This is a genomic window from Haliea sp. (assembly GCF_040221975.1).
In the GTDB taxonomy this organism is placed as follows: domain Bacteria; phylum Pseudomonadota; class Gammaproteobacteria; order Pseudomonadales; family Halieaceae; genus Haliea.
The window spans coordinates 82,014-107,549 of sequence record NZ_JAVJWR010000027.1 but is presented as its reverse complement, the minus strand read 5'-3'; the positions used below and the strand labels follow the sequence as shown (position 1 = coordinate 107,549).

20 protein-coding genes are annotated in these 25,536 nt (G+C 64.6%); 14 read left to right on the top strand and 6 right to left on the bottom strand.

Going from position 1 to position 25,536, the window contains the following annotated elements; genetic code table 11:
• Positions 1-45 precede the first annotated feature (45 nt).
• The 8 genes from RLO07_RS11270 to RLO07_RS11235 all read left to right on the top strand — a co-directional run bounded on the left by RLO07_RS11270 (position 46) and on the right by RLO07_RS11235 (position 10,428).
• Entirely contained in the window at positions 46-1,728 is a 1,683-nt protein-coding gene (locus RLO07_RS11270) for an HAD-IB family hydrolase (protein WP_462292246.1), read from the top strand.
• A complete protein-coding gene (locus tag RLO07_RS11265) occupies positions 1,725-4,079 on the top strand; it encodes a glycerol-3-phosphate 1-O-acyltransferase (RefSeq protein ID WP_462292245.1) in 2,355 nt (784 codons plus the stop codon). Before RLO07_RS11270 ends, RLO07_RS11265 begins: the two co-directional genes overlap by 4 nt.
• Positions 4,076-5,080, top strand: coding sequence for an NAD(P)H-dependent glycerol-3-phosphate dehydrogenase (locus tag RLO07_RS11260; RefSeq protein ID WP_462292244.1), 1,005 nt, complete (start codon positions 4,076-4,078; stop codon positions 5,078-5,080). The genes RLO07_RS11265 and RLO07_RS11260 overlap by 4 nt, the downstream gene beginning before the upstream one ends.
• A gap of 101 nt (positions 5,081-5,181) precedes the next feature.
• On the top strand, positions 5,182-6,015 hold the full coding sequence (gene pbpG, locus RLO07_RS11255; RefSeq protein WP_462292243.1) for a D-alanyl-D-alanine endopeptidase: 834 nt from the start codon (positions 5,182-5,184) through the stop codon (positions 6,013-6,015).
• Between the two features lie 10 nt (positions 6,016-6,025).
• Complete coding sequence (locus RLO07_RS11250) at positions 6,026-6,952, top strand: aldo/keto reductase (RefSeq protein ID WP_462292242.1); 927 nt, start codon at positions 6,026-6,028, stop codon at positions 6,950-6,952.
• A gap of 7 nt (positions 6,953-6,959) precedes the next feature.
• Positions 6,960-8,270, top strand: coding sequence for an NTP/NDP exchange transporter (locus tag RLO07_RS11245; RefSeq protein WP_462292241.1), 1,311 nt, complete (start codon positions 6,960-6,962; stop codon positions 8,268-8,270).
• Positions 8,271-8,374: 104 nt separating this feature from the next.
• Positions 8,375-9,463 (top strand): Rieske 2Fe-2S domain-containing protein, encoded by a 1,089-nt coding sequence (locus tag RLO07_RS11240; protein ID WP_462292240.1) that lies wholly within the window; start codon positions 8,375-8,377, stop codon positions 9,461-9,463.
• Positions 9,464-9,597: 134 nt separating this feature from the next.
• Positions 9,598-10,428, top strand: a complete 831-nt coding sequence (locus RLO07_RS11235; protein WP_462292239.1) for a M48 family metallopeptidase — start codon at positions 9,598-9,600, stop codon at positions 10,426-10,428.
• Between the two features lie 49 nt (positions 10,429-10,477).
• Here the strand turns inward: RLO07_RS11235 and RLO07_RS11230 are convergent, their stop codons facing one another.
• A complete protein-coding gene (locus tag RLO07_RS11230; RefSeq protein WP_462292238.1) occupies positions 10,478-11,626 on the bottom strand; it encodes an alpha/beta hydrolase family protein in 1,149 nt (382 codons plus the stop codon).
• A 58-nt stretch (positions 11,627-11,684) separates the two neighbouring features.
• Positions 11,685-12,932, bottom strand: a complete 1,248-nt coding sequence (locus RLO07_RS11225) for an FAD-dependent oxidoreductase (RefSeq protein WP_462292237.1) — start codon at positions 12,930-12,932, stop codon at positions 11,685-11,687.
• A gap of 146 nt (positions 12,933-13,078) precedes the next feature.
• On the opposite strand from RLO07_RS11225, the gene RLO07_RS11220 reads away from it, so the two are divergent.
• The gene (locus tag RLO07_RS11220; RefSeq protein ID WP_462292236.1) at positions 13,079-13,354 is read left to right on the top strand and encodes an acyloxyacyl hydrolase; all 276 of its coding nucleotides are present in this window, start codon (positions 13,079-13,081) and stop codon (positions 13,352-13,354) included.
• On the opposite strand, the gene RLO07_RS11215 is transcribed toward RLO07_RS11220, so the two are convergent.
• Entirely contained in the window at positions 13,335-14,528 is a 1,194-nt protein-coding gene (locus tag RLO07_RS11215) for a CaiB/BaiF CoA transferase family protein (protein ID WP_462292235.1), read from the bottom strand. The genes RLO07_RS11220 and RLO07_RS11215 overlap by 20 nt on opposite strands.
• A gap of 1 nt (position 14,529) precedes the next feature.
• On the bottom strand, positions 14,530-15,714 hold the full coding sequence (locus RLO07_RS11210) for an acyl-CoA dehydrogenase (protein WP_462292234.1): 1,185 nt from the start codon (positions 15,712-15,714) through the stop codon (positions 14,530-14,532).
• A 100-nt stretch (positions 15,715-15,814) separates the two neighbouring features.
• Between RLO07_RS11210 and RLO07_RS11205 the strand changes: the two genes are divergently transcribed.
• The 4 genes from RLO07_RS11205 to RLO07_RS11190 all read left to right on the top strand — a co-directional run bounded on the left by RLO07_RS11205 (position 15,815) and on the right by RLO07_RS11190 (position 21,730).
• Complete coding sequence (locus tag RLO07_RS11205) at positions 15,815-16,690, top strand: LysR family transcriptional regulator (RefSeq protein WP_462292233.1); 876 nt, start codon at positions 15,815-15,817, stop codon at positions 16,688-16,690.
• Positions 16,691-16,729: 39 nt separating this feature from the next.
• Entirely contained in the window at positions 16,730-17,587 is an 858-nt protein-coding gene (locus RLO07_RS11200) for a response regulator transcription factor (RefSeq protein ID WP_462292232.1), read from the top strand.
• Positions 17,584-19,185 (top strand): sulfotransferase family protein, encoded by a 1,602-nt coding sequence (locus RLO07_RS11195; protein ID WP_462292231.1) that lies wholly within the window; start codon positions 17,584-17,586, stop codon positions 19,183-19,185. The genes RLO07_RS11200 and RLO07_RS11195 overlap by 4 nt, the downstream gene beginning before the upstream one ends.
• A gap of 175 nt (positions 19,186-19,360) precedes the next feature.
• On the top strand, positions 19,361-21,730 hold the full coding sequence (locus RLO07_RS11190; RefSeq protein WP_462292230.1) for a TonB-dependent receptor: 2,370 nt from the start codon (positions 19,361-19,363) through the stop codon (positions 21,728-21,730).
• 46 nt (positions 21,731-21,776) lie between these two features.
• Here RLO07_RS11190 and RLO07_RS11185 read toward each other — a convergent pair whose 3' ends face one another.
• Entirely contained in the window at positions 21,777-22,484 is a 708-nt protein-coding gene (locus RLO07_RS11185) for a carbonic anhydrase family protein (RefSeq protein ID WP_462292229.1), read from the bottom strand.
• 186 nt (positions 22,485-22,670) lie between these two features.
• On the bottom strand, positions 22,671-24,020 hold the full coding sequence (locus RLO07_RS11180; RefSeq protein WP_462292228.1) for a glutamine synthetase family protein: 1,350 nt from the start codon (positions 24,018-24,020) through the stop codon (positions 22,671-22,673).
• Positions 24,021-24,148: 128 nt separating this feature from the next.
• Here RLO07_RS11180 and RLO07_RS11175 point away from each other — a divergent pair, with 128 nt between their 5' ends.
• Complete coding sequence (locus RLO07_RS11175; RefSeq protein ID WP_462292227.1) at positions 24,149-25,510, top strand: aminotransferase; 1,362 nt, start codon at positions 24,149-24,151, stop codon at positions 25,508-25,510.
• Positions 25,511-25,536: the final 26 nt, after the last annotated feature.

The following is a 25,536-nucleotide window of genomic DNA, read 5'->3' as shown; positions in this document are numbered from 1 at the left end:
CCGGGAGCATAACGAGCCCGGCTAGCGGGCGCTGCAGGGAGTGGCATGGCAAGCATCCGACAATTGCTTAAGGACATTGAGGCGGCACCCGACGGACCCGGGGTCGCCGCCATCTTCGATTTCGATGGCACGGTCATTTCCGGCTACTCTGCCACCCTGTTCATTCGCGAGCAGCTGCGGCGCGGCGATCTCAATGGCCGGGAACTGATTGAACTGGTGCAGGCCATGGCCAGCTTTGGCCTCGGCAACATGGGCTTCTCGGCGATGATGACCGTAACCGCCCAGTTTCTGCGCGGCATTGACGAAGACAGCTACCACGAGTTCGGCGAAACCCTGTATCGGGACCAGATCGCACGCCGCGTATACCCCGAATCCCGCGCCCTGATCGACGCCCATCGCGCCAAGGGCCACACGGTTGCCATCATTTCCTCGGCCACCTGTTACCAGGTCGAGCCCGCGGCGCGGGACCTGGGCATCGAACACGTCATGTGCACGGCACTGGAGGTTGAGAACGGCAGGTTCACCGGCGGCGTCGTGCGCCCCACCTGCTTCGGCCAGGGCAAGGTGGACGCGGCCGAGCAACTGGCTGCCGACCAGGGCGCCGACCTCGACCAGAGCTTCTTCTACAGCGACAGCCAGGATGACCTGCTGCTGCTGGAGCGGGTGCGCTATCCGCGGGTACTGAATCCGAGCAGCCGCCTGCTGGGCATTGCCCGCGACCGGCAGTGGCCCGTGGTGCGCTTTACCAGTCGTGGCCGCCCGTCCGTCTCCCAGTACCTTCGCTCCGCCGCGGCCACGGTCAGCCTGGTCCCCACCTTCCTGGCGGGCCTGCCGGTCTATGCCCTGACCCGCTCCAGGCGCCAGTCGCTCAATTTCTCCCTGTCCCTGTTCGCGGACACCGCCAGCGCCCTGATCGGCCTGGACCTCAACGTCAAGGGCCAGGAACACCTGTGGTCGCAGCGACCCGCCGTATTCATCTTCAACCACCAGAGCAAGGCCGATGTGGTCATCATGGCCAGCCTGCTGCGGCGCGACATGGCCGGGGTGGGCAAGAAAGAGATTCGCGACATGCCGGTCATCGGCAGGGTGCTGGAGCTGGGCGGGGTGGTGATGATCGACCGCGCCAACTCTGCCAGCGCCATCGAAGCCATGACGCCCCTGGTGGAAGCGATGCGCGAGGAAGGCAAGTCGGTGGCGCTGGCACCCGAGGGCACCCGCAGCGTTTCACCGCGGCTGGGCGCCTTCAAGAAGGGCGCCTTTCATCTGGCGATGCAGGCCGGCGTCCCCATCGTCCCGATCGTGATCCGCAACGCCGGCGATGTGGCGCCCAAGGGCGAGTTTGTATTCCGGCCCGCGACCGTGGATGTGGAGGTGCTGGAGCCTATCGACACCTCGGCGTGGACGGCAGCCAGCCTGGACCGGCATGTGACAGCGGTGCGCAACCTGTTCCTGCAGAGCCTGGGCCAGCCGCTGGAAGAGGGCGTCGCGGCAACCGCGAGCCGGGCGCCGGCAGAACCCACACCCAACGCCAAGGCCAAGGCCAAAACCGGGCCCAAGCCCAAGCCCAAGCCCAAGCCCAAGCCCAAGCCCAAAGCCAAATCCAAGGCCCAAGCGACACCCAAAGCCAAAGCGAAGGCGAAGGCTAGAACCAGTCCCAGGCCCAAGGCTGCCGCCAGGCCCAAGGCCCGGCCCAAAAACCGGGCCGGGACGCAGGCAGCCAGCTCGTGAGCCTGGAGGGCAAGTTCAGCGCCAATCCCTGGCCAGCCGGGGAGGCGCCGGTGGTGTTTATTCTCGATGCCCGCAACGGCTTCGAGCAGGATTTGCTGGAACGCTGGATCACAGCCCATGAAGAGACGGCGTCTGGCCAGTGCCGCACGCATCGGCGCCTGAACCTGAACCTGGGCAATGATCGCCGCGGCATCGATCCCGGCAGCATGCGCGAGCAGCTTTCCAGCAGCGATGACGCCATCATCGCCCCGCTGCGGGTAGCCTGGACACCGCCCCTCGCGGCCCTCAATTCCGGGCCGCGCCTGCGCGACCTGATCATGGGCGACCCCCGGCGCCCGCGCCAGGGTCGGGCGCGGCGTATCGCGGCGCGGGAGCCCGAACGGATGCACCTGGTCAGCGGCGAGCCGGACTCGCTGGCGAACCTGCGCGGCCGCTACCTGGCCAAGTACGCGGAGGACAGCGCCACCGACGTGCACGCATTCGGCATTTTTGTCGCGCGGCAGGCCGCGGTGGTGCTGGATATCGCCGAACGCCGGCTGCAGGGTGGGCGCTACAAGGTGCCTCGCTATGTCGCCGAGAGCCTGCGCGCCAACCGCAGCTACAACGAGGCGCTGGAGCACCTCGCCGCGCAGCAGGGCAGCAGCAAGACTGCACTGCTGAAGGAAGCCTCGGCCTACATGGAGGAAATGATTTCCATCCCCAGCACCTTCTGGCTGGACGTGTGGGCGAGCTTCTGCGGTTTCTGCCTGCGCCTGGGGTACGAGCGCAAGATCGTGGTTGATCCGGCGGCGATCGAGGCAATGCGGCAAATTGTCCGCGACCATCCCTCCATGCTGCTGTGGACCCACAAAACCTACCTCGACGGCATGGTGGTACCCAAGGTCCTGTATGACAACGACTTTCCCATGCCGCACATGTTCGGTGGCGCCAACATCAACTTCGCCGGCGTCGGCTTCATGGTGCGCCGGGCGGGCGGCATCTTCATCAAGCGCAGCTTCAGCGACAACACTCTGTACAAACTGACCCTGCGCCACTACATCGGCTACCTGATGGAAAAGCGGTTCCCGATGAACTGGTCTTTCGAGGGCACCCGCTCCCGCCTGGGCAAGCTGATGCCACCGCGCTACGGCCTGCTGAAATATGTCCTCGAAGCCTGCCACGCCACCGATGCCCGGGACATCCACATCATCCCCATCTCCATCAGCTACGACCTGATACGCGACGTCGAGGAGTATGCCACCGAGCAGACCGGCCGCGGCAAGGGCGCCGAGTCACTGCGCTGGTTCATCGGCTACGTCCGCAGCCTCGCCAGGCCCATGGGCAAGATCTACATGGATATCGGCCAGCCCGTGGTGCTGTCGCAGGCACCGGAACCCGAGGACAGCCTGGCCCTGTCCAAGATCGCCTTCGAGGTGGCAGTAGAGGCCAACCGGGTCACTCCCATCACCTTTCCCTCGCTGGTGACCATGAGCCTGCTGGGAGCGGCTCCCAAGGCACTCACTGAATCCGAAGTGGTGGAGGAGCTGCGCGCGCTGCTGGCCTGGGCCGAGACGCGCCAGCTGCGAATTTCAGCGGATTTCGACCGCGCCTACGCCGAACAGATGGACGGTCTCCTGGGCATCATGATCAACGAGGGCATCGTTACCCGCTATGACGAAGGGCCGGAAGTGGTGTATGGCATCGCCCTGGAACAGCACCCGGTAGCCAGCTACTACCGCAATACCATCATCCACTTTTTCGTCAACAAGGCGATCATTGAGCTCGCCCTGGTGAAGTCCACGGAAGCCAGCGAGGCCCAGGCCCTGGAGGTGTTCTGGGCCGAGGTTGACGAACTGCGAGACCTGTTCAAGTTCGAATTCTTCTACGCTCCCAGCGCTGAATTCCATCGCGAGATCCGCGCCGAGCTGGCGCGCTACGAGCCGGACTGGGAGTCGCTCCCGGAACGCACCCCCGGAGGCTTCACCCAGCTGCTGCTGGCCATGACCCCGCTGGTGGCCCACGTCACCCTGCTGACCTATGTCGAGGCCTATTCCGTGGTGTCCGACCTGGCTGCAAGGTTGCCCGCGGAGCAGGGCATGGACGAGCAGGCCTGCGTCAGCGAGGCCCTGAAACTGGGCCGCCAGCTGTACCTGCAGCGCCGCATCAGCAGTGAATCGTCCATCGGCAAGCTGCTGTTCCGCAACGGCTTCCAGATGTTGCAGCACCGGGGACTCACCAGCGGCGGCGGCCAGGAACGGGGCGAACAGCGGCAGACCCTGGCGCGGCAGCTGCGAGAGCTGAAACGGCGGCTGGAAGTCATCCGCGCCATCGGCCTCACCGGCCGCGACCGATTCAAGGAACCCATGCCATGAGCAACCTCAAAGTCTGTCTCCTGGGGGGCGGCTCCTGGGGCACCACGGTTGCCGCCCTGGTGGCCCGCAACGCACCGGTCACCCTCTGGGCCCGCAATGCCGAGACCGTGCAGGAAATCAATACACGCCACAGCAACGAGACCTACCTCCCTGGCGCCCGCCTGCCGGAGAAGCTGCGGGCGACGGCGGACATCGGCGAGGCCGTGGCCAGCGCCGATGTCATTGTCATGGGGATCCCGTCGCAGAATTTCCGCAGCGTGCTGCAGCAGGTACGCGAACATATCCGGCCCTGGGTACCGATCATCAGTCTGACCAAGGGGCTGGAACTGGACACCCGCATGCGCATGACTGAAATCATCGCCGAGGTGCTGCCCGGGCATCCGGTGGGCGTCCTCACGGGTCCCAACCTGGCCCGGGAGATCATGGCGGGCCAGGCGGCGGCGAGTGTAATCGCGATGGAAGACGCGATCATCGTGCGCGAACTGCAGTGCCTGTTCTCCAGCGGCCTGTTCCGAGTCTACACCAACACCGATGTGGTGGGCTGTGAGCTGGGCGGGGTACTGAAAAACATCATCGCCATCGCCGTGGGCATGGGCGACGGCCTCGGCGCCGGGGACAACACCCGGGCGTCCCTGATCACCCGCGGCCTGGCGGAGATCAGTCGCCTCGGCTGCGCCATGGGCGGCCAACCGGAAACCTTCGCCGGTCTCGCGGGCATTGGCGACATGATCGCCACCTGCACCAGCCCCCAGAGCCGCAACCGTCACGTCGGCATGGAACTGGGCCGTGGCAAGAGCATGGCAACCATCTCCGCGGAGATGTTCATGGTCGCGGAGGGCGCCAAGAGTGCACCCGCGGTGATGGCGCTGGCGGATCAGCACGGGGTGGAGATGCCGATTGCCAGTGACGTCTACAAGGTATTGAGCGGCGAGACATCGGCCCAGCGCATTTTCCGCGGGCTGCTGCGGGTCACCGCGGGGGCCGAGTCGGAGCCCGGCTGAGCCGGACCCGGGAAATGTGCAGGTAACTAAAGTTCAGGGCTGGCGCCGGCACTGGGGCTGGGGCAAACTGGCCCCAGAGGAAAAAACCACGGGATCGGATCATGAAGACGCCGCAGTGGGCCCTGTGCCTGTTTCTGTTGTTACCCGTCACTGCCCTGGCCGCAGGCAACGGCAAGTTTGGCCAGCTCAATGGCAACCCCGGACTGAGATCCGCCTCCGCCATCGTGCTGGACGCCGATGGCAACATCATCTACGGCAAGGACACGGACACGGTTCGCCCCATAGCCTCTATCACCAAGCTGATGACCGCGATGGTCATTCTCGATGCCGGACTGGACCTGGAACAGCCGATCACGGTGACCCGGGACGACCGCGACCTGATCCGTCTCACCGGCTCGCGGCTGGACTACGGCGCCACTCTCAGCCGGCGGGAAATGCTGCTGCTGGCCCTGATGTCCTCGGAAAACCGCGCCGCCAGCGCGCTCGGACGCACCTATCCCGGCGGGCTTGACGCCTTCGTCACGGCCATGAACCTGAAAGCGGAGGCGCTGGGCATGCGCAACAGCCAGTTTGCCGACCCCGCCGGCCTGCACGGCGATAACCTGTCCACCGCCCGGGACCTGGCGCTGATGGTGCGCGCCGCGGGCACGTATCCGCTGATTACCGAAGCCAGCACGACGCCGGGCATGGAAGTCCACCCCTTTGCCCGCCGCGGGCCCCTGAACTACAACAACACCAACCGCCTGCTGAAAAACCAGACCTGGGAAATCGGCCTGAGCAAGACTGGCTACCTCAATGAGGCGGGCCGCTGCCTGGTCATGCAGGCAACCATTGAGGGCGAACCGGTGTCCATAGTGCTGCTCAACTCGTTCGGCAAGCTGACCCCCTTCGGCGATTCCAACCGCCTGCGCAAGTGGATGCTGGCAAACAGCTGAGGAGCGGGCCATGCTGAACAGACGCCAGATTCTGCAACTCGCCGCGACACTACCCCTGCTAGGCACCGGCACGGCTAGCGCGACAGGCCCGGCGGGAAACACTGGCCCGACTGTGAACACGCGCCCCATACCCAGCTCCGGCGAACTGCTGCCGGTCATCGGCATGGGCACCTCGCAAACATTTGACGAGCCCGCCAGTCCCGAGACGCTGCAGCAGTTGGGCGCAGTCCTGCAGGCTTTCTTCGCCGCCGGCGGCACGGTCATTGACTCTTCCCCGATGTACGGTGAAGCGGAGTCGCGGGTCGGCGACATCCTCCGCACCCTGTCGCCGCGGCCGCCGGTATTTGCCGCCACCAAGGTCTGGACCACGGGCCGGGAGGAAGGCATCGCCCAGATGCAGACTTCCGCCGAGCGCATGGCGGTCGAGCGCTTCGACCTGATTGCAATCCACAACCTGCAGGACTGGCGCACCCACCTCGCCACGCTGAAACAGTGGAAAGAGGAGGGCAAGGTGCGCTACATCGGCATCACCACCTCCCATGGCCGCAACCACGAAGAACTGTTGCAAATCATGCGCACGGAGCCGCTGGATTTCGTCCAGTTCAGCTACAACATGGAAGATCGTACCGCAGAGCAGGCCCTGCTGCCGCTGGCGCAGGAGCGCGACATCGCCACCATGATCAACCGCCCCTACCAGCGCGGCTCCCTGTTCGCCAAAACCCGCGACCAGGAATTGCCGGCAGTAGCCGCGGAGCTTGGCTGCAGCAGCTGGGGACAATTTTTCCTGAAATGGATCCTGGGCCACCCGGCAGTGACCAACCTGATTCCCGCCACCTCCAAAGTCCATCACATGCAGGACAACATGCAGGCCAACTTCGGCCCGTTGCCGGACCGCAACCAGCGTGCGGAAATGATGCGCGTCTTCAGCGCACTGTAGTGGCAGCTTGAACGCACAGAAACCCTCCCTGCTGCAGCGGGGACTGGACTTCGCCTGCGACATCCACCCCCGTGAGGCGCGGGCCACCCTGGGCTCCTTCAGCCTGGTGCTGATCCTGATGGCCGCTTACTACATCCTGCGGCCCGTGCGGGACGCCATGGCCAGCGACTGGAGCGATGCCGAAGTCAGCGTGCTCTGGACCCTGACTTTCCTGTTCAGCGTGGTCGCGGTATCACTGTACGGTAACGCCGTGACCCGCATTCGCCTGCGACACCTGGTACCGGCGGTGTACGGCTTCTTTGCCGCAACGTTTGTCCTGTTTTACGTCGGTATCCAGACCGTGGCCGAGCGCACCTTGCTGGACAAGGCCTTCTACGTCTGGATCAGCGTCTTCAGCCTGTTCCACATCTCCGTATTCTGGAGCTTCATGGCCGACACCTGGGCCAGGCCCCAGGCCACGCGCCTGTTCGGATTCATCGGCGCCGGTGCCAGCGTCGGCGCCATGCTCGGCCCGGCCTTTACGGCCCTGCTGGCGGCGGAAGCGGGGACCGACACGCTGCTGCTGATCGGCAGCGCGGCCCTGGTCGCCACCCTGCCCCTGGTCTACTGGCTGCAGCGGCTAAAGGTCGAGGATCTGGGCAATGCCGGTCTCACCGCCAGCGGCCGGGATTTTGACTATATCGGCGGCAACCCCCTGGCGGGTTTCTCCGAATTCCTCCGCAGTCCCTACCTGCTCGGCATCGCCCTGTTCATCGTGCTCTACACCTCCATCAGCTCATTCATCTATTTCGAGCTGAAAAACCTGCTGGAGCCCTATGACCGGGAGACCCGGACCCAAATCTGGGCCGCCATGGACCTCGCCGTCAACACACTGACCGTGGTGATCGCCGCCTTTGCCACGGGGCGCATTGCCAGGCACCTGGGACTGCCCTTCACCCTCGCCTGTATTCCCGCGGTCATCTGTGCCGGGCTGCTGCTGCTGGCTGCAGCGCCCATCGTGGCCGTGGTGGTGGGCGTACAGATCGCGCGCCGGGCGGGCAATTTCGCCATTACCCGGCCCGGGCGGGAGATGCTGTTCACCGCCGTCGACCAGGAGGCCCGCTACAAGGCGAAACCGGTGATCGATATTGTGGTCTACCGGGGCGGAGACATGGTCAACGCGTGGGCCTTCACCGCGCTGACCCAGGGCCTGGGCCTGGGCATGGCCCCGGTGGCCCTGATCGGCGCCGGCATTGCCGCCTGCTGGGGGGCAACGGGGGTATATCTCGGGCGCAGGTTCAACCAGCAGCACAACCCGTCAGACCAGCAAGCCAAATAGTTGAGCCAAGCCCAGCTGCCTGCCGGGCCCGCGGCTCCACGATGTGGCTGCGGCGCCCGCGGCCGTTATACTGGGAATAATCGCGAACACTGGAGGCAAGCACCATGGCAACAGCGGCTGATTACAACCTGGGCCCCAATACCTTTCCCCGGGGCTGGTTCATTGTGGCAGAAAGCAAGGAACTCGACGCCGGACCCATGGCGGTGCGGTTCTTTGGCCAGGATCTGGCGCTGTACCGGGGTGAAAGCGGCAAACCCGTCCTGCTGGACGCCTACTGTGCCCACATGGGCACCCATCTGACTGCCAGCACCAGCGCCATGATCGTCAAGAATGGCGAGCAGATCGAGGGCGATTCCATCCGCTGCCCCTACCACGGCTGGCGTTACAGCTGTGACGGCGATGTCGATGACATTCCCTACGCCGAAGGCCCCTACCCCAAGTCGGCCTCGATCCGCTCCTACCCGGTGGTGGACAACATGGGCTGCGTGATGGCCTGGTATGACCCGGAAGGGCGCCCTCCCGAGTACGACGCGCCCCTGTTGCAACAGTGGGATGATCCGCAGTGGGTGCAGTGGGAGCTGGACCACCTGGGTGAACTGCAGATCCACCCCCAGGAAATCCTCGACAACATGGCCGACAGCCGCCATCTGGGGCCCACCCACGGTGCACCCTGCGAGTATTTCGAGAACGAGTACCGCGACCAGGTGTATATCCAGCGGCAGGGTGGCCCGATGCAGCTGTATGATACCTACCTGTATACCACCACCTGGTACACCGGGCCGGGCCTGCTGTTGTCGAAGCAGGTATTCGGCGACGCCGTCATGTTCGAGCTGATCGCCAACACTCCGGTGGACGACGGCGTGGTCAAGTGCTGGCATGCTGTACTCTACAGGGGCGCCAGCAGCCCAGCCAGCAACGAGGACCGGGAGGCCGCCAGGCAATTCCAGGCCAACGCCCTGGAGGCCTTCGGCGCGGATTTCAATGTCTGGAAGTTCAAGCGCCCGGCACTGAAAATCATGCAATTGAAGACCGACGGACCCTTCCGTACCGGCCGCCAGTGGTACTCGCAGTTCTTCGCCACACCGGATGACGCCGCAAGGATTCGCGATGAAGTCAACGGCAAGCACTACACGAAAGGCCTGGCAACACCCGAGGAAGCGGGCCACGCCATCGACGACGGCCTGCCCTTTTAGGGGGGCCCGCCAAGGGGGGCCCGCCGAGGGGGGCCCGCCAAGGGGGGCCGCCGAGGGGAACGGCCATCCCTCAAAACAGTCAAAATCCTCGCGACATAGACTAGAATAGCCGCCCGTTCGCGAGGGTTCCCCCGATGAAAAAAGTATTTATCCTGCTGACAGTCACCTGCTTCCTGACTGCCTGCGTCACCAGTCCCACCGGCCGCAGGCAGCTGATGCTGATTTCGCCGGAGGCCGCGATCGTGGAATCCCGCGCCGCCTACCTGAACACCGTCTCGGATATGGGCGCCAAGGACCAGCTTTCGAACGACAAGGCACTGGCCAAGCGAGTGGCAACGATTACCGGACGCCTGGTGTCGGTGGCAATTTCCGAATATCCGCAGTCGGCAGGCTGGGAGTGGAGCGTGGCTCTGGTGGATGACGACAAGACTGTCAACGCCTGGTGCATGGCGGGGGGTCGGATGGCGGTGTATACCGGCCTGTTCAAACAGCTCAAGCTGACCGACGCCGAGTTCGCCCAGATCATGGGCCATGAAATCTCCCACGCCCTGGCCAACCACACCGCCGAACGCATGTCCCGGGCGATGGCGACTACCCTCGGGGTGGTCGCGGTCGGTGCCATGTCAGAAAACCCCAACATGGCCATGGGTGCCGCAGGCATGGCTGCCACCCTGGCCCTGCAGCTGCCGAACAGCCGTACCGCCGAGCTGGAGGCCGACCAGTTGGGGCTGGAGCTTGCCACCCGCGCGGGCTATGACCCGGACGCCGCGGTCAGCCTGTGGGCCAAAATGGGCTCTGTGGATGGCGGCAGCCGCCCGCCGGAATTTCTCAGCACCCACCCGGCACCGCACAACCGGCAGGCGGCGCTGGCCGCAATGGCTCTGGCGGCGCGCAAACTGAATCCCCGGGGCCAACTTGCGCCAGTGCATCCGGTGCAGGTACTGACAGCAGAGAAGCGGCCCTGATACGATTTGCCCGGCCTCGGGTTCCGGTACCCGACCGCGCCAGTACAACTCAACCCGCAGGCGGGGTATAGGTCACATCGTCGAGCTCTGCCGGCAGTACCTGACGCAAATATCTGGCCGCAGCTGCCCGCGCCGGCGCCGATAGCGAAAACTGGCGCTCAAAGAAACTGCTGACCACCACCCGGGTAATCATCTGCTGACGCAGGGTATTCATGGCTGCCGGCAGGGGATCCAGCGTACACAGATCGGGCTCCGCCGCGTAATCCAGCCCCATTTCAGGGGGGCCGATGAGGTCGAACCAGGGCTCCTCCATGACGTCGCCGGCATTGCGCTGGACTATCCAGCAGCCGACAACATCCGGGTTGTGCAGCCAGCGCATCACCGCGGCCGGCCCGGCAAAGCCGGTATGGGACCCGGCGCGCAGGGTGACCAGCTCGCCCCCGGGTACCTGCCCGGGTACCGGCGCGGCATTGGCCGCATAAGGCACCAGCGCATCGATGTCCCCGGCCAGCATCAGGAAAGGCAGGCTGTGGTGGCGATAAAAAACCGGGGTGAAAACAAACGTGGGGCCCGCAATCGAGATCGCGGCCCGGATCCGGGGATCGCGCAGCTCCGGGTGAAAGCCCGCCAGCGTAGTGGTCAGGCCACCCAGAGACAGGCCCAGGGCGCCAATGCGCTCCGGATCGATTTGCCGGTACAGGCTGTGGTCGACATCCGCCGACAGCTGCAGCAGGCTGTCGATCAGGAAGCTGACGTCCGCCGGCTGGTTGACCACATCCTTTACCTGCGGACCACCGGGCGCACGCATGTTGGTCAGGGGAAAGTCCGCGGCCACCACCACGTAGCCAAGACTGGCCAGGTGGCTGTTCAGATACGCCCCTTCCCGGCGTGACGAGGAGTACCCGTGGCTGTATACCAACAGTGGATAGGGGCCGTACTCCCGGTCTTGCGGATACCACACAGTGGACTCCAGGCGCCGCTGCTCGCTACCCGCATAGTCACCATTGGCGGCAGTTGGACGGGTGGGGTCGAGGAACTCATGATCCAGGCGCACCACCTCCAGCGGCCCCATCTGCAGGCGGGACGCACTTTCCGAGCCGGGCGGGAACGGTTCCGGCTGCTTGCCATTGACCAGCACCAGTACGCCCACGCCAACAATGGCTGCCAGTATCAGCACGATCTTGAGAAAAGTCTTCATCCGTACCCACCATTGCCAGGAAACAGCGATTATTGCCGATCAGGTGACGCGCCCGCCACTATACCCGCACCTGCAGTTGTTGCACACGTGCCACTACCGCCTGCGCGGAGCGCACTGCGGACTCCAGCAGCGGCACTCCGGGGTAGGCCCAGGAGCCACTGTAGAAGACGCGGCGATCCGGTTCCGCATGCCACCCGACGAGGGTGCTGTGGATCTCGGCGGTACCGGTGTGGACCACCGCCCGCTGCAGCGGCACCCGGGCCAGTACGGTTTCCGGGTCCGGTTCATACAGGGGGTTCCAGGTCTGCAGCACCGGCTCCGCTGCCGCCAGCGTCGGTTCCACGGCATTGACCAGCACCGTGAACATGACCCGTGCAAGTTCAGGGTCAGTCTGGAAATTGAGCGCACTCCAGTCAGCGGTCCGGCGCGGCAGAAAGCGCTGGTCCCGATGCAGCCAGAGCTCGCCGCTGCCGAATCGCACCTGGTCCAGTACCTGCCGCTCCCGCTGGAACTGCTCGCCCTCGAGAAAATCGAGCTGATTGGCCTGCACTGCCAAAATAACCCGATCAAACTGTCCGCCTTCGCCACGGGCATTGTGCACCAGAACCCCGTCTTCCCGCGCCGCCAGCCGCTGTACCGGGCTGCCGGTAAAGGCCGGTATGGCAGCTGCAAGCGCCGCCACCAGTGCCGAGCTGCCACCCTGCAGCCGCACCAGGCCGCCGCCGTGGAGAATCTCATCCAGCAGCGACAGCAGCTGGGGGGCGGGCCAGGTCAGCAGCTGTGCTTCGTCGCAGGTACAAATGGTGGTGAGCAGGGGCAGCACCAGGCCGCGCCAGAACAGGGGGTCAAAAGACTGTTGCTGCAGAAAATCCGCCAGGGTGAAGCTGGCGTCCCCAGCCGCCAGCCCGGCGCTGGCGCGACGCAGCTGCCAGAGGCCCCGCGCCAGGCGCAGGGAGCGGTGGTTGAGATAACGCCAGGAGCCCACCCAGGGCCAACCGGTCACCGGCATGCGGCCGCTGCGAAACCAGGTCTGGCGGTCGGTCCAGCTGCAGGAGGCATAGGTGGCAACCGGGAATGTACCCACCCCCACCTCCGCCGCAAGCGCCAGCACGCTGTGCCAGTTGCGTGGACTCATGACCCGCAACGGCAGGTCGACATTGCCCCCCTGCACGGCCATGGCATGGGCATCCATGCCGTGGCCCGGGCGGGCTTCAAACAGGGTGACGTCAAAGCCCGCCTTGCGACAACCATGGGCCGCGGCGAGTCCCGCCATGCCGCTGCCGACCACTGCCACAGTTGCACCCATCAGCCGCTCCGCTCACCCCTTCGTCCCGGCAGAATGCCCGGATAGTGAGTGAATCTCAAGCGGCGCCAGACCCGGATTCCCGGCGCCTTGAGCATTCACGGTCTATCGGCCATCATTTGTCCGTAATGCCTGAGCGAGGCCCCCGTATGCGACGCCAATGCCGCTACGCTGCGCAGGTCAGCGCCACACTGCTTCTGCTCGCCAGCCCCATCACCGTGGCCGAAGCACGACTCAACCTGTCCGCCGGTCAGGTGGGCATTGATCGCGCACTGGACAACCGCGGCCGCTATGGTCTTGAGTATCGCTTCTCCAGCGAGGTCCGCCTCGGGCTGGCCCTGTACCACCTTTCCAACGCCAGTCTCGGTGACGAGAACCCGGGTAACGAGGAGATCGTAATCTCGGTCAACTTTCCCCTGCGTTGAACCTGCCCGCCCGTGCCAGCAGCTCTGCGGTATCCTGCCCCAGGGTCGGCGGTGCCGCGCCATAGGTGACTGGCGTGCGCGACAGCTTGATCGGGTTGCCCACCAGCTCCAGATCAGGATTCAGCGGGTGGGGCACGTTCACGCGCATGTCCCGCGCCAGGATCTGGGGCTCGTTGAACACCTCCGCCACGCTGTTGATCGGGCCGGCCGGAACACTCGCCGCCTCCAGGCGCTGCAGCCAGTCGGATTTATCCCGCCTGAGCATGCACGCCTGCAACAGCGGAATGAGTTGCTCCCGGTGCTGGACCCGCAGGCGATTGTTCAGAAAGCGGGGATCATCCGCCAGCTCCGGGCATTCCAGCACTGCGACAAACCGCCGGAACTGGGCATCGTTGCCCACTGCCACTACCAGATGACCATCGCGGGCGACGAAGCTCTGGTAAGGCACGATGTTCGGGTGGGCATTGCCGAGACGGCCGGGATTAATGCCACCGACCAGGTAATTGCTGGCCTGGTTGGCCAGGGTTGCCGCAGTCACGTCCAGCAGTGCCAGGTCGACCTGCTGGCCCAGCCCGGAGCGGTCGCGTTCGGCCAGCGCCGCGAGGATGCCGATAGTGGCGTAGAGCCCGGTCATGATATCCGTGAGTGCCACCCCCACCTTCATCGGCTCCGCACCCGGGCTGCCGTCGGGCTGGCCGGTGACGCTCATCAGGCCACCCATGGCCTGTACCAGGAAGTCGTAACCGGGTCGCTCGCGCAGTGGTCCGGTCTGGCCAAAACCGGTAATGGAGCAGTATACCAATCCCGGGTTCAATGCCGACAGACTGGCGTAATCCAGGCCATGGCGAGCGGCATCGCCGACCTTGAAATTCTCCACCACGACATCGCACTGCGCGGCCAGGGCGCGCAGGGTTGCCTGACCCTCGGTGGATTTGATGTCCAGGCAGAGCGACTGCTTGCCGCGATTGGTGCAGAGAAAGTAGGCAGACTCCGCGGTCGGCTCGCCGTCCGCATCCGCCATGAAGGGCGGTCCCCAGGCCCGGGTGTCATCGCCGCCATCCGGGCGCTCGGCCTTGATCACCTCGGCACCGAGATCCGCCAGGATCTGGGTGGCCCAGGGGCCGGCCAGCACTCGCGACAGGTCCAGCACCCGGATGTGGGACAGGGCGCCCATGCTAGAAGGCCGGAATGTCCGTCTGCGTGCGACCCAGGATCAGGGCGTGCACATCGTGCGTGCCCTCATAGGTGTTGACCACCTCCAGGTTCACCATGTGCCGCATCACCGGGTACTCGTCGGAGATACCGTTGCCGCCCAGCATGTCGCGGGCCTGGCGAGCGACGTGCAGGGCCTTGCCGCAGGAATTGCGCTTGATCAGGGAAATCAGCTCCGGTGCAATCTGGCCGGCATCCATCAGCTCACCGGCGCGATGACAGCCCTGCAGGGCCAGGCTGATTTCGGTCTGCATGTCCGCCAGCTTGAGCTGGACCAGCTGGTTGGCGGCCAGCGGGCGGCCGAACTGGGTGCGCTCCATGGTGTAATCGCGGGCGGCAAACCAGCAGCTCTCGGCGGCACCCAGGGCGCCCCAGGCAATACCGTAGCGGGCATTGTTGAGGCAGCCGAAGGGACCTTTCAGGCCCTCCACATTGGGCAGCAGCTGTTCTTCACCCACAAAGACATCTTCCATGACGATCTGCCCGGTGACCGAGGCCCGCAGGGCCAGCTTGCCCTCGATCTTCGGCGCACTCAGGCCCGCCATGCCCTGCTCCAGGATGAAGCCGCGGATCTTGCCGTCGTCGGTCTTGGCCCAGACCACGAACACATCGGCAATGGGGCTGTTGGTGATCCACATCTTGGCGCCGCTGAGCCGGTAGCCGCCATCGACACTGCGGGCGCGGGTGATCATGGAGCCGGGGTCGGAGCCGTGGTCGGGCTCGGTCAGGCCGAAGCAGCCTATCCACTCCCCGGTGGCCAGCCTGGGCAGGTATTTCTCCCGCTGCGCTTCGGTACCGTAGGCGTGGATGGGATACATGACCAGGGATGACTGCACGCTCATCATTGAGCGGTAACCGGAGTCCACCCGCTCCACCTCGCGGGCGACCAGCCCATAGCTGATGTAGTCCACCCCGGGGCACCCGTAGCCGTCGATGGTGCTGCCCAGCAGGCCCAGCTCGCCCATTTCGCGGAAGATGGCAACATCGGTCTCCTCGGCGCGAAAGGCATCCCGCACCCGGGGCGCCAGTTGCCCCTGGGCGTAGTGCCGGGCGCTGTCGCGCACCATGCGCTGTTCGTCGGTCAGTTGCTGCTCCAGCAGGAACGGGTCCTGCCAGTCGAGACGTTGCCACTGCTTGTTCTGTGCCATGGGATTCACTCCAGAGTCATCTGCAGCCACCACCCTAACAGGACATTGTTCATTTATAAAATATATGTTTTCTATGACTTGTATATGCTAAATATATCAAATGGACTTGAGAAAGCTGGATATTTTTCGCGCAGTGGCGGCCCAGGGCAGCTTCAGCCGGGCCGCGGAGCAGCTGCACATGGCCCAGCCGGCGGTCAGCATCGCGGTGCGCAAGCTCGAGGAAGAGCTCGGCCTGGTACTGTTCGACCGCGGCGGACGGCGCATTACCCTGACTGCGGAAGGGCGCACCCTGCTGCAGCAGGCGGTTGCCATTCTCGAGCAGGTGGCGAGCCTGAAGGCGACCGGCGGCGCCCTGCGCGGCCTGCTGCAGGGGGAGCTGGCCATCGCCTGCCCTTCCATGCTGGCGACCTACTACCTGCCGGATTTGCTGGGCCGGTTCCTGGTGCTGCACCCGCAGCTGCGCACCGTGGTGACCCAGGCCGGTACCGACCGCATCCGCCAGTGGCTGCTGGACGATGAGATCGAGCTCGGTGTCATCAGCGGTGCCAGCGAGGATGCCGTCGGCGACTTCACCACCGCGCCCCTGGTCGATGAGGAGATCGTCCTGTGCATGGCCGAGGATCACCCCTGGGCCGGGCGCAGTGCCGTGCCGGTGGCCGAGCTGCAGGATTCGCCCATGGTGGTGTACGAGAGCGGCTACTTCATCCGCAAGCGGCTGGATGAACTGTGCGCCAGCCACGGCGTCAGCCCCGACCTGCGCCTGCAGAGCAACTTCCTGCCGCTGCTGATCCGCATGGTCAAGCAGGGCCTGGGCACCACCATTGGTCTCGCCATGCTGGCGCAACAGGAGCCCGGTGTGGTCGCCGTACCGTTCGCCGAACAGCCGCGAATCCGGCTGCTGCTGGCCCGGCGCCGGCAGCGTTCCATCTCGCTTGCCAACCAGGCATTTCTGGATTGGGCGGCTTTGCAGGTATGATGCGGAATAAACCTGGACAAGAGTCATCGACACCATTCCATGCCGACCACGACCAGCTACAATGAACAGCTCGCGCGCCTGATAAGCCGGGTGGGCCATGCGGACTTCGCCCACCAGCTGGTGGCAACACTGAAAAGCCTGGTGCCCATCGACGATGCCACGGTGCTGGTCTATCCAGATACTGACCTGCCGGTGGTCGAGTATTTCGAGGTCCCGGCCGGTCTCGGCCGCTCTACCCTGGACGTCTTTGTCGCCGGCGCCTTCGTGCTGGACCCCTTCTACCAGGCCGCCAGCCGCGATCGCCGCTTCGGCGTCTTCCTGCTCCGCGACCTGGCACCCACGGGCTTTCGCGACAGCGAGTACTACAAGGCGTGGTACCGGAATTGCGGCTACCAGGACGAGTGTGGCTTCCTGCTGCCCAACGGCACTACCGGATTCATCAACATTGCGCTCGGCCGTACCGGTGCCAGGAGCCGCTTCACCCGGCAACAGGTGGCGGCGCTGGCGGCCGTCAGCCCCGTCATCGAAGTGCTGTGCCAGCAACACTGGCATACGCGTCCTGTCTCCTCATCGGGCCAGGCAAGCGCGGTGAACCTGCGCGAACAGCTCAACACCGCGCTCAACGAGTTCGGCAGCAGCCTGCTGACCGAGCGCGAAGCCCAGGTGATCAACATGGTGTTGCACGGCCACAGCACCAGGACCCTGGCGGAGAAGCTGTCGATATCGGTCGAGACTGTAAAACTGCACCGCAAGCACGCCTACGCCAAGCTTGAGGTCAGCTCCCAGGCAGAGCTGTTCTACCTGTTCCTGGATTCGCTCATGAGTGCCGGCAACTACGCCGGGGGCGATACCCTGATCGCCTACCTGCAACCACCGCAGGCGCAGGCGGCAACATGACCGGGGCGGGACCCTCGCAGCCGGCGGATTCGCGGCAGCAAGCCCTGTTGCAGCGAGGATTCACGGCCCTCGGGCGGGGTGACACCGAAACCGCCGGGCTCTGCTGCCAGCAGGCGCTGGAGCATCAGCCGGACCTGGTTCCCGCGCATTTCCTGGTGGGCCTGGTCGCCCTCGAGGCCAGGGATCGGCGCACCGCTTTCAGCGCCTTCCAGTCAGTGGTGAAGCTGGAGCGGGACCACGCTGCGGCCTGGGCCCAGCTGGCGCGCCTGTACATGAGCGAGGGCCAGGTCAACCTGGCGGATGCGGCCCTGCGGGAAACCCGTCGTATCCAGCCGGATGACCCGATCGTGCTGGACCTGATCGCCACCACCCTGTCGTTGATGGGCGAGCACGGCGCCGCCCAGGCGTTTTTCGCTCGCGCCAACACCCGCCAGCCCGGCCACCCGCCGTTCATGCTCAACCTCGCCAACAACCTCGTGTACCACGGCGACACGGACAGGGCCGACAGCATCTTCCGCGACATCATCCGCCTGCAGCCGGACAGTCCGCAGGCCCACTGGGCCCTGGCCAGCTCGGCCAAGGCGCGCGATGAAAACCACATAGAGATCATGCAGACATTGCTGGAGCGGCATCGCAACAATCCGCGGGCGCGCGCGTTCTATCTCTACGCCATCGGCAAGGAACGGGAAGACCTGCAACAGTGGGATGCTGCCTTTACGGCCTTCAGTGCCGGCGCCGCCGCCCGGCGGGCCACGGTGGACTACGACGAAGTGGCCGAGGAAGCGATGTTCAACGCGCTGGCCGAACTGTATACGCCCGCGTGGCTGGCGGAGCAGAAGCCCGGCAACCCGGACCCCTCGCCCATATTCGTGCTGGGCCAGCCCCGCACCGGTACCACGCTGGTGGAGCGGATCATCAGCAGCCACTCCGAGGTGCACTCCGCCGGCGAGCTGCAGCAGTTTGGCCTGGCCCTGCGCCGACTGGCCAACTACCAGGATCCGCGGCGGTTTTCCGCCGAATTGTTCCACAGCACACAGGAGCTGGACCCGCGCCAGGTGGGCAACCTGTACCTGCAGACCAGCAGCCGCATGCGCGGCAGTACGCCCCGTTTCGTCGACAAACTGCCGCAGAACTACCTGCTGATTCCGCTGATCCTGGCAGCGTTGCCGAATGCGAAAATCGTGCATCTGGTACGCAACCCGATGGATGCCTGTTTCGCCAGCTTCAAGCAACTGTTCGCCGACGCCTACCTGCATTCCTACGAGCAGGGCGAGATGGCACGCCACCACGTACGCTACCGCCGCCTCATGGCGCTGTGGCGCGAGCGCTTCCCGGGACGCATCTTTGACATCTGCTACGAAGACACCGCACGTGCGCTCGAACCCAACGCCCGCGCCCTGCTCGAGTACCTGCAGTTGCCCTGGGAGAATGCCTGTCTCGCCTTCCACCAGCAGAACAGTGCGGTGACCACCGCCAGCGCGGTACAGGTGCGGGAGCCTGCCCACACGCGTTCTATTGGCCGCTGGCAGCGTTACCGGCAACAACTCGCTCCCATGCAGCGGGTACTTGAGGCAGCAGGTATCCCGCTCGCGGAGTAACGCTTTGCCGCCACGCTACACCATAGGGTTATACCCTTTGCAGCACGCTTTTACTATCGTCGAACGCCAAACACCCCGATTGTGCAGCTGTCGAGCAAAGCGTATAAAAGGGGCACACAACGGCACAGGTATCCGGTGCCAAAAAGAACACCACCAGTCGATTCCAGGGGTAGCCATGAATACAGACCATCGCGGCCGGGTTATTGAAAACCGCCGACCCTGCACCACCCACGCGCTTGCCAGGGCCGTATCCGCCGCCGTGCTGGCCTCCACGATCAGTGCGCCGGCCTGGTCGCAAACGCTGGAAGAGGTCATCGTCACGGCGACCAAGCGCAGCGAGTCGGTGCAGGACGTACCGCTGGCGATCACCGCCCTGTCCGGGAATTTCGTCAACAAGGTCAACATGAACGACATCAAGGACCTGGTCTCCTACACCCCCGGCGTCACCGGCAACAGCCAGGACAGCTTCATCGATGCCATCAGCGTCCGCGGTGTCCGCACCCAGGACTTCGGCGTCGGCGGCGACCCCTCTTCCGCCTTCTTCAAGAACGACCTGTACGAAGGCCGCAACGGCTCGGCGGTTACCAGCCTCTACGATATTGACCGGGCCGAAATCCTGCGCGGCCCCCAGGGCTTCCTGTTCGGGCGCAACTCCATCGGCGGTGCCTTCAGCGTTCACACCCAACGCGCGGAACTGGGATCCAGCCCCAGCGGCTACGTGGAAATTGACGTGGCAGAACGTGGCCGGCGCGCTCTCGAGGGCGCGATAAACCTGCCTGTTTCCGATCACTTCGCGACCCGCCTGGCGGGCTATTATTCCACCGAAGACGGGTTCGCCGACAACAAGTTCCCGGGTTCCCCCGACCTGATCGAGCACGACAAGTGGGCACTGCGCTGGTCCACGAACTACGAGCGCGACCGGCTGATGGTGCGCACAATGGTCGAATACGAGGATCGCGAACAATCCGGTTCCGTTTACCGGGCGGTGGATCGCGGTGACATCTGGGAGGCGTTCGACGCAGCCCTGGGTGGCGTGGAGCTGCGCGGCAGCGACGAGGACATTGACTCGGACCGTAGCGGCGGTGACAACGACGACGCCACCATCCTGACCTTCGGCCTGCATGTCGATTACGACCTCGACTTCGCCACGCTCACCTCGAACACGGGCTACAAGGACCATGACTACTTCTACAACGAGGACTACGACGGCACCCCGCTGGACCTGAACAACTACGGCCAGGACCAGACCGGCGAGTACTTCCAGCAGGAGTTCCGCCTGACCTCCACCACCGATGGCCCGCTGAGCTGGTACGCAGGGATCTCCTATTACGAGGAAGATATTGATACCCGCTTCAGCTTTTCCGGGCGCGAGGATTTCTTCTGCCAGTACTACGGCTACTACTACAACTATGGCATGACCTTCTCCGGCTGTGAGGACCTGTACGCCTATTATGGCTCCGAGTTCACCCCGTCGGCGGACGGCCGTCTGGTCGAGACCGGCCGCATCAAGGGCGACTACTCCGGCTGGGCAACCTACGTCAACGCCAACTACTTCCTCACCGAGAGCTTCGATGTGGAGCTCGGCCTGCGCTATACCGAGGACAAGAAGGATTTCTCGATCCTGGTGCCGACACCGGAGAGCGAGCTGGGGCCCTACTGGGCCTACGGTTTCTCCACCGCCGAGTTCATCAGCGACAGCGAAACCTGGGACGACGTCACCATGCGGATACTGGCCAAGTGGCGCCCAACCGGTGAGCGCATGTTCTTCGCCGGCTACACGGAGGGTTTCAAGTCGGGCGGCTTTGGCAGCTTCAACCTCGGCAATAACCCCGCCGGTGAACCCGCCATCGGCAATATCGACCTGCGCCAGGGCGACGGTTTCCTGCCCAATGCCTTCGAACCCGAAACCGTGGACTCCTGGGAAGTGGGCTACAAGGACACACTGCTTGACGGTCGCGCCAATGTCGACCTGACCGCGTTCTACTACGAGTATGAAGACCTGCAGGTGGTCACCTTCGACGGCGGCGCCTCCCTGGTCGAGAATGTCGGTCAGGTGGAAGCCTGGGGCGTAGAGGGCTCGATTACCGGTCGCCTCAGCGACAACTTCGACCTCTACCTCGCGGCCGGCTATCTGGATTCAGAAGCCACGGAACTGCAGGACATCTGCGGCCTGGAAGATGCCGACGGCTGCGAGGGCAGCTCGCTGTTCTGGGCGCCGGAATGGTCTGCCGCAGCAGTGTTGAGCGCCAACTTCCCGGTCAGCGGCGGCGCCATTACCGGCAACTTCGAGCTCACCTACGAGAGCGAGCGCGGTGGCGGCTGGGAGAACCTGCGGGAGACGAAAATCAGTGGCTCGGCACAGTCCAACCTGCGTGTCGCCTACGAGGCGGACGCCAACTGGTTTATCGAAGCCTACGTGGAGAACCTGACCGACGAATTTACCTGGGACGGCCAGAACAACAACGGCGGCGTGCTGCCCTCCCACTTCTTCGGTCCCCAGCGCCCGCGCACCGTCGGCATGCGCCTGGGGATGACCTGGGATTGATCGCTTCGCAGTGGGCCAGAGCAGAGCTGGCCCACTGCACCTCCCGCTACAGGAATTCCACCTTGCCGGTGGCGACATCGTACATGGCGCCGACAACCAGCAGCTTGCCCTCATCCACCAGGCCCTTGAGCAACGGACTGTCGTCGAGAATACGCTGCACCATCTGCGCAACGTTCTCATGCGCGACGGCGTTGACCCAGGCCGTATTCGAGGAATCACGGGGACCCTCTGCGACCGGCACCGCCGCTACCGCCGGATGAATGTGCGCCAGGTTGCTGGTCAGGTTGCCCAGCTCAACGCCGTCACAGGCGCCTTTCACCGCGCCACATTCGGTATGGCCCAGAACCACGATTGCACGGGACCCGGCAACAGCGGCTGCGAACTCCATGCTGCCCAGCAGTTCCGGCGTCACCACGTTGCCGGCAATGCGGGGACTGAAGATGTCGCCCAGACCCTGGTCAAACACCAGCTCCGGTGGCACCCGGGAGTCGATACAGCCGAGTACTATGGAGTGCGGGTACTGGCCGGCAGCCGTGGCGGAAACCTGGTCACCGAGATCCCGCTGCAACATTTCGCCGGCGACAAAACGCGCATTGCCCGCCTTCAGCAGTTCCAGAGCGTCCGCGGGAGCAAGGGCCGCCTGGGAGGACGCGGTCTGGGTGACCGGCAACTCCAGCGCCTGTGCCGCGGGCGCGAGCACGGCAAGTGCTGCGGTCATGGCAAATACGTGAGACAGGGTCTTGAGGGTTTTCATGAACAGCTCCTTGGTCGGGGTATGGACACAACAGCGCCCATACCTTAACGGTCGCAGCGGAATCGATCTATTCGAAATTAACAGCCTTGGTGTTCGATAATATCTGATATCAGGGGGCAACGTTGGGCCGCGCCCGCCCTGCGCTATAATCGTCTCCCTCGCTGCTGCTGGGCGCCAGCGTCCTGCCTAGAGACAGGCGTCATACTCCAGCGGGGTAACCTGGCGGTCGAAGTCGTCCATCTCCTGCTCTTTCATCAGGGTCATCACGCGCTGGAACTCGGGGCCGAAGTTGTCGCGAATGAATGCCGAATCGCGGAATCGGTCCAGGGCATCCGGCCAGTAGCGCGGCAATGACAACGGCACCTGGTCGTAGGCGTTGCCGGTGATGGGCGGCGGCGCCTCCAGTTGCTGTTCGATGCCGGCGAGCATGCCCGCCAGAATCGCGGTGACGGCCAGGTGCGGGTGGGCATCCGCACCGGCAACGCGGTGTTCGATACGAGTGGCCGCTGGCTGGTCGGTCGGCACCCGCAGGGAAACGGTGCGGTTTTCGTAGCCCCAGCAGGGCGCCAGCGGCGCGTGGGTGCCGCGACGGAAGCGGCGGTAGGAGTTCAGGTGCGGGGCGAACAGCAACATGCTGTCCGCCATGTTCGCCATGCAGCCGGCAATGGCCTGGCGCAGCAGCGGGGTGCCCTTGCCGGTGCCGTCGTCAAAGGCGTTGTTGCCCTCGGCATCCAGCAGACTGCAATGCACGTGCATGCCGTTGCCCGCGAGCTCACCGAAGGGCTTGGCCATGAAGGTGGCCAGCAGGCCCTGGCTGCGGGCCACACCCTTGATCGCGCGCTGCAGCATCACCGCCTGGTCGCAGGCAAGCAGGGCGTCGGGGCTGTGGTAGAGATTGATCTCGTACTGGGACGGGGCACCCTCCTTGATCAGAGTGTCCACCGGCAGCTGCTGGATCTCGCAGGCGTCACGGATGCCGTGCATCAGCTCTGACATGGACGCCATGGTATCCAGGCAGTAGGTCTGGCCCGCCTGCAGGCGCCCGCCCACCCGGTCGGTCTGGGTATGGCGCGGCCGGCCCAGGATATCCGCGTCCTCCTGCAACAGGTAGAACTCCATTTCCGTGGCCAGCACCGGGGTCAGGCCCAGCTCGGCAAAACGGGCCATGATCGCGCGCAGCATGAAGCGCGGATCGAGAACGCCGGGGCTGCCGTCGGCCTCGCGCATCGACATCAGCACCTGGGCCGTGGGCCGGGGCATCCAGGGCACCCGGGCCAGGGTGCGGACATCTGCCTCGCAGTAGCCGTCGCCGTCGCCGCCGTTGAACACCCAGGCCTCAATGTCGCGGCCCCAGGTGTCAAAGGCGATGGAACTCGCGGGCAGCTTCACCTCACCGGCAAATACCTTGTGGATCTTGTCCCGGGTGACCCACTTGCCACGCATGCCGCCACCGATATCCGGGAGCATGATCTCGAATATCTCGATGTCGGGATTGCTGTTGAGAAAAGCCTGCAGGCTCTGCTGCACATCATTCATGGAAAACACCACTTTTGGGGTAATTGCTTCAGCGGGGTGCTGTGCCACACTGTTTGGCAACGTCATTAAACTACGCCCGCAACGTGCACGGCTATACCACTTCCGGGTAGATACTCAGGACCACCGACATGACAGCTGAATCACAGGCACTGCGCGATCTCGATCGCTCTCACCACTTCCACCCCTTTACCGACCTGCGCGACTACGCCGCCCATGGCGGGCGCATCGTCAACCGTGCCGAGCACATCTACATCCACGACACCGATGGCAACAAGATGCTGGACGGCATGTCCGGCCTCTGGTGCTGCAATCTCGGCTACAGCCAGCACCAGATCGTGGAAGCCATCTACCGCCAGTTGCAGGAGCTGCCCTTCTACAACAATTTCTTCCGCTGCTCCAACCAGCCCGCGGTGGAACTGGCCCGGGCGCTGGTGGACATTACCCCCGAGCGCTTCAACCACGTGTTCTTCACCAACTCCGGCTCCGAGGCCAACGACACCAATATCCGCCTGGTACACCGCTACTACGACCTGCTGGGCAAACCCAACAAAAAACACTTCATCAGCCGCAAGAACGCCTACCACGGCTCCACCATCGCCGCCGGCTCCCTGGGCGGCATGAACGCCATGCACCAGCAGGCCTGGGGCCTGAACTATGTCCACCACATCAACCAGCCGCACTGGTTTGCCGAGGGTGGCGACCTGTCTCCGGAAGAGTTCGGGGTCAAGGTGGCACGGGAACTGGAGCAGAAGATCGACGAGTTGGGTGAGGACAATGTCGCCGCGTTTATCGCCGAGCCTATCCAGGGTGCGGGCGGCGTCATCGTGCCCCCGGACAGCTACTGGCCGGAAATCCAGCGCATCTGTGACCAGCGCGACATCCTGCTGATCGCCGACGAAGTGATCTGCGGCTTCGGCCGCACCGGAGAGTGGTTCGGCAGCGATACCTACCAGATCAAGCCCCAGCTGATGACCTTCGCCAAGGCCATTACCAACGGCTATATCCCCCTGGGCGGGGTGATGATCAGCGACCAGATTGCCGATGTATTGCTGGCGCATGGCGGCGAATTCGCCCACGGCCTGACCTACTCCGGTCACCCTGCCTCCTGTGCCGCGGGCCTGGCAACCCTGAAGACACTGCACGAGACCAACATCATCCAGACTGCGGCGGACAACATTGCGCCCCATTTCCAGCGCCGCCTGCGGGAACTGGAGAGCCACCCGATCGTGGGCCAGGTCCGCGGCCGCGGCATGTTCGCCGCCGTCGAACTGGTTCGCGACAAGGGCTCCCGCGAGCGTCTCGCCCCCGACAGCCAGGCCGCGGTCTACTGCCGCGACCGCGCCAACAGCAACGGCCTGATGGTACGCCAGACCGGGGATGCAATGATTACCGCGCCGCCGCTGGTCTGCAGCACGGCGGAAATCGACATCCTGGTGGAAAAACTGCACCAGGCGCTGGATGAAACCGCTGCGCACTATGGCGTCAAGTAGCATTTCCCCTTAGCCTGGCCATCCGC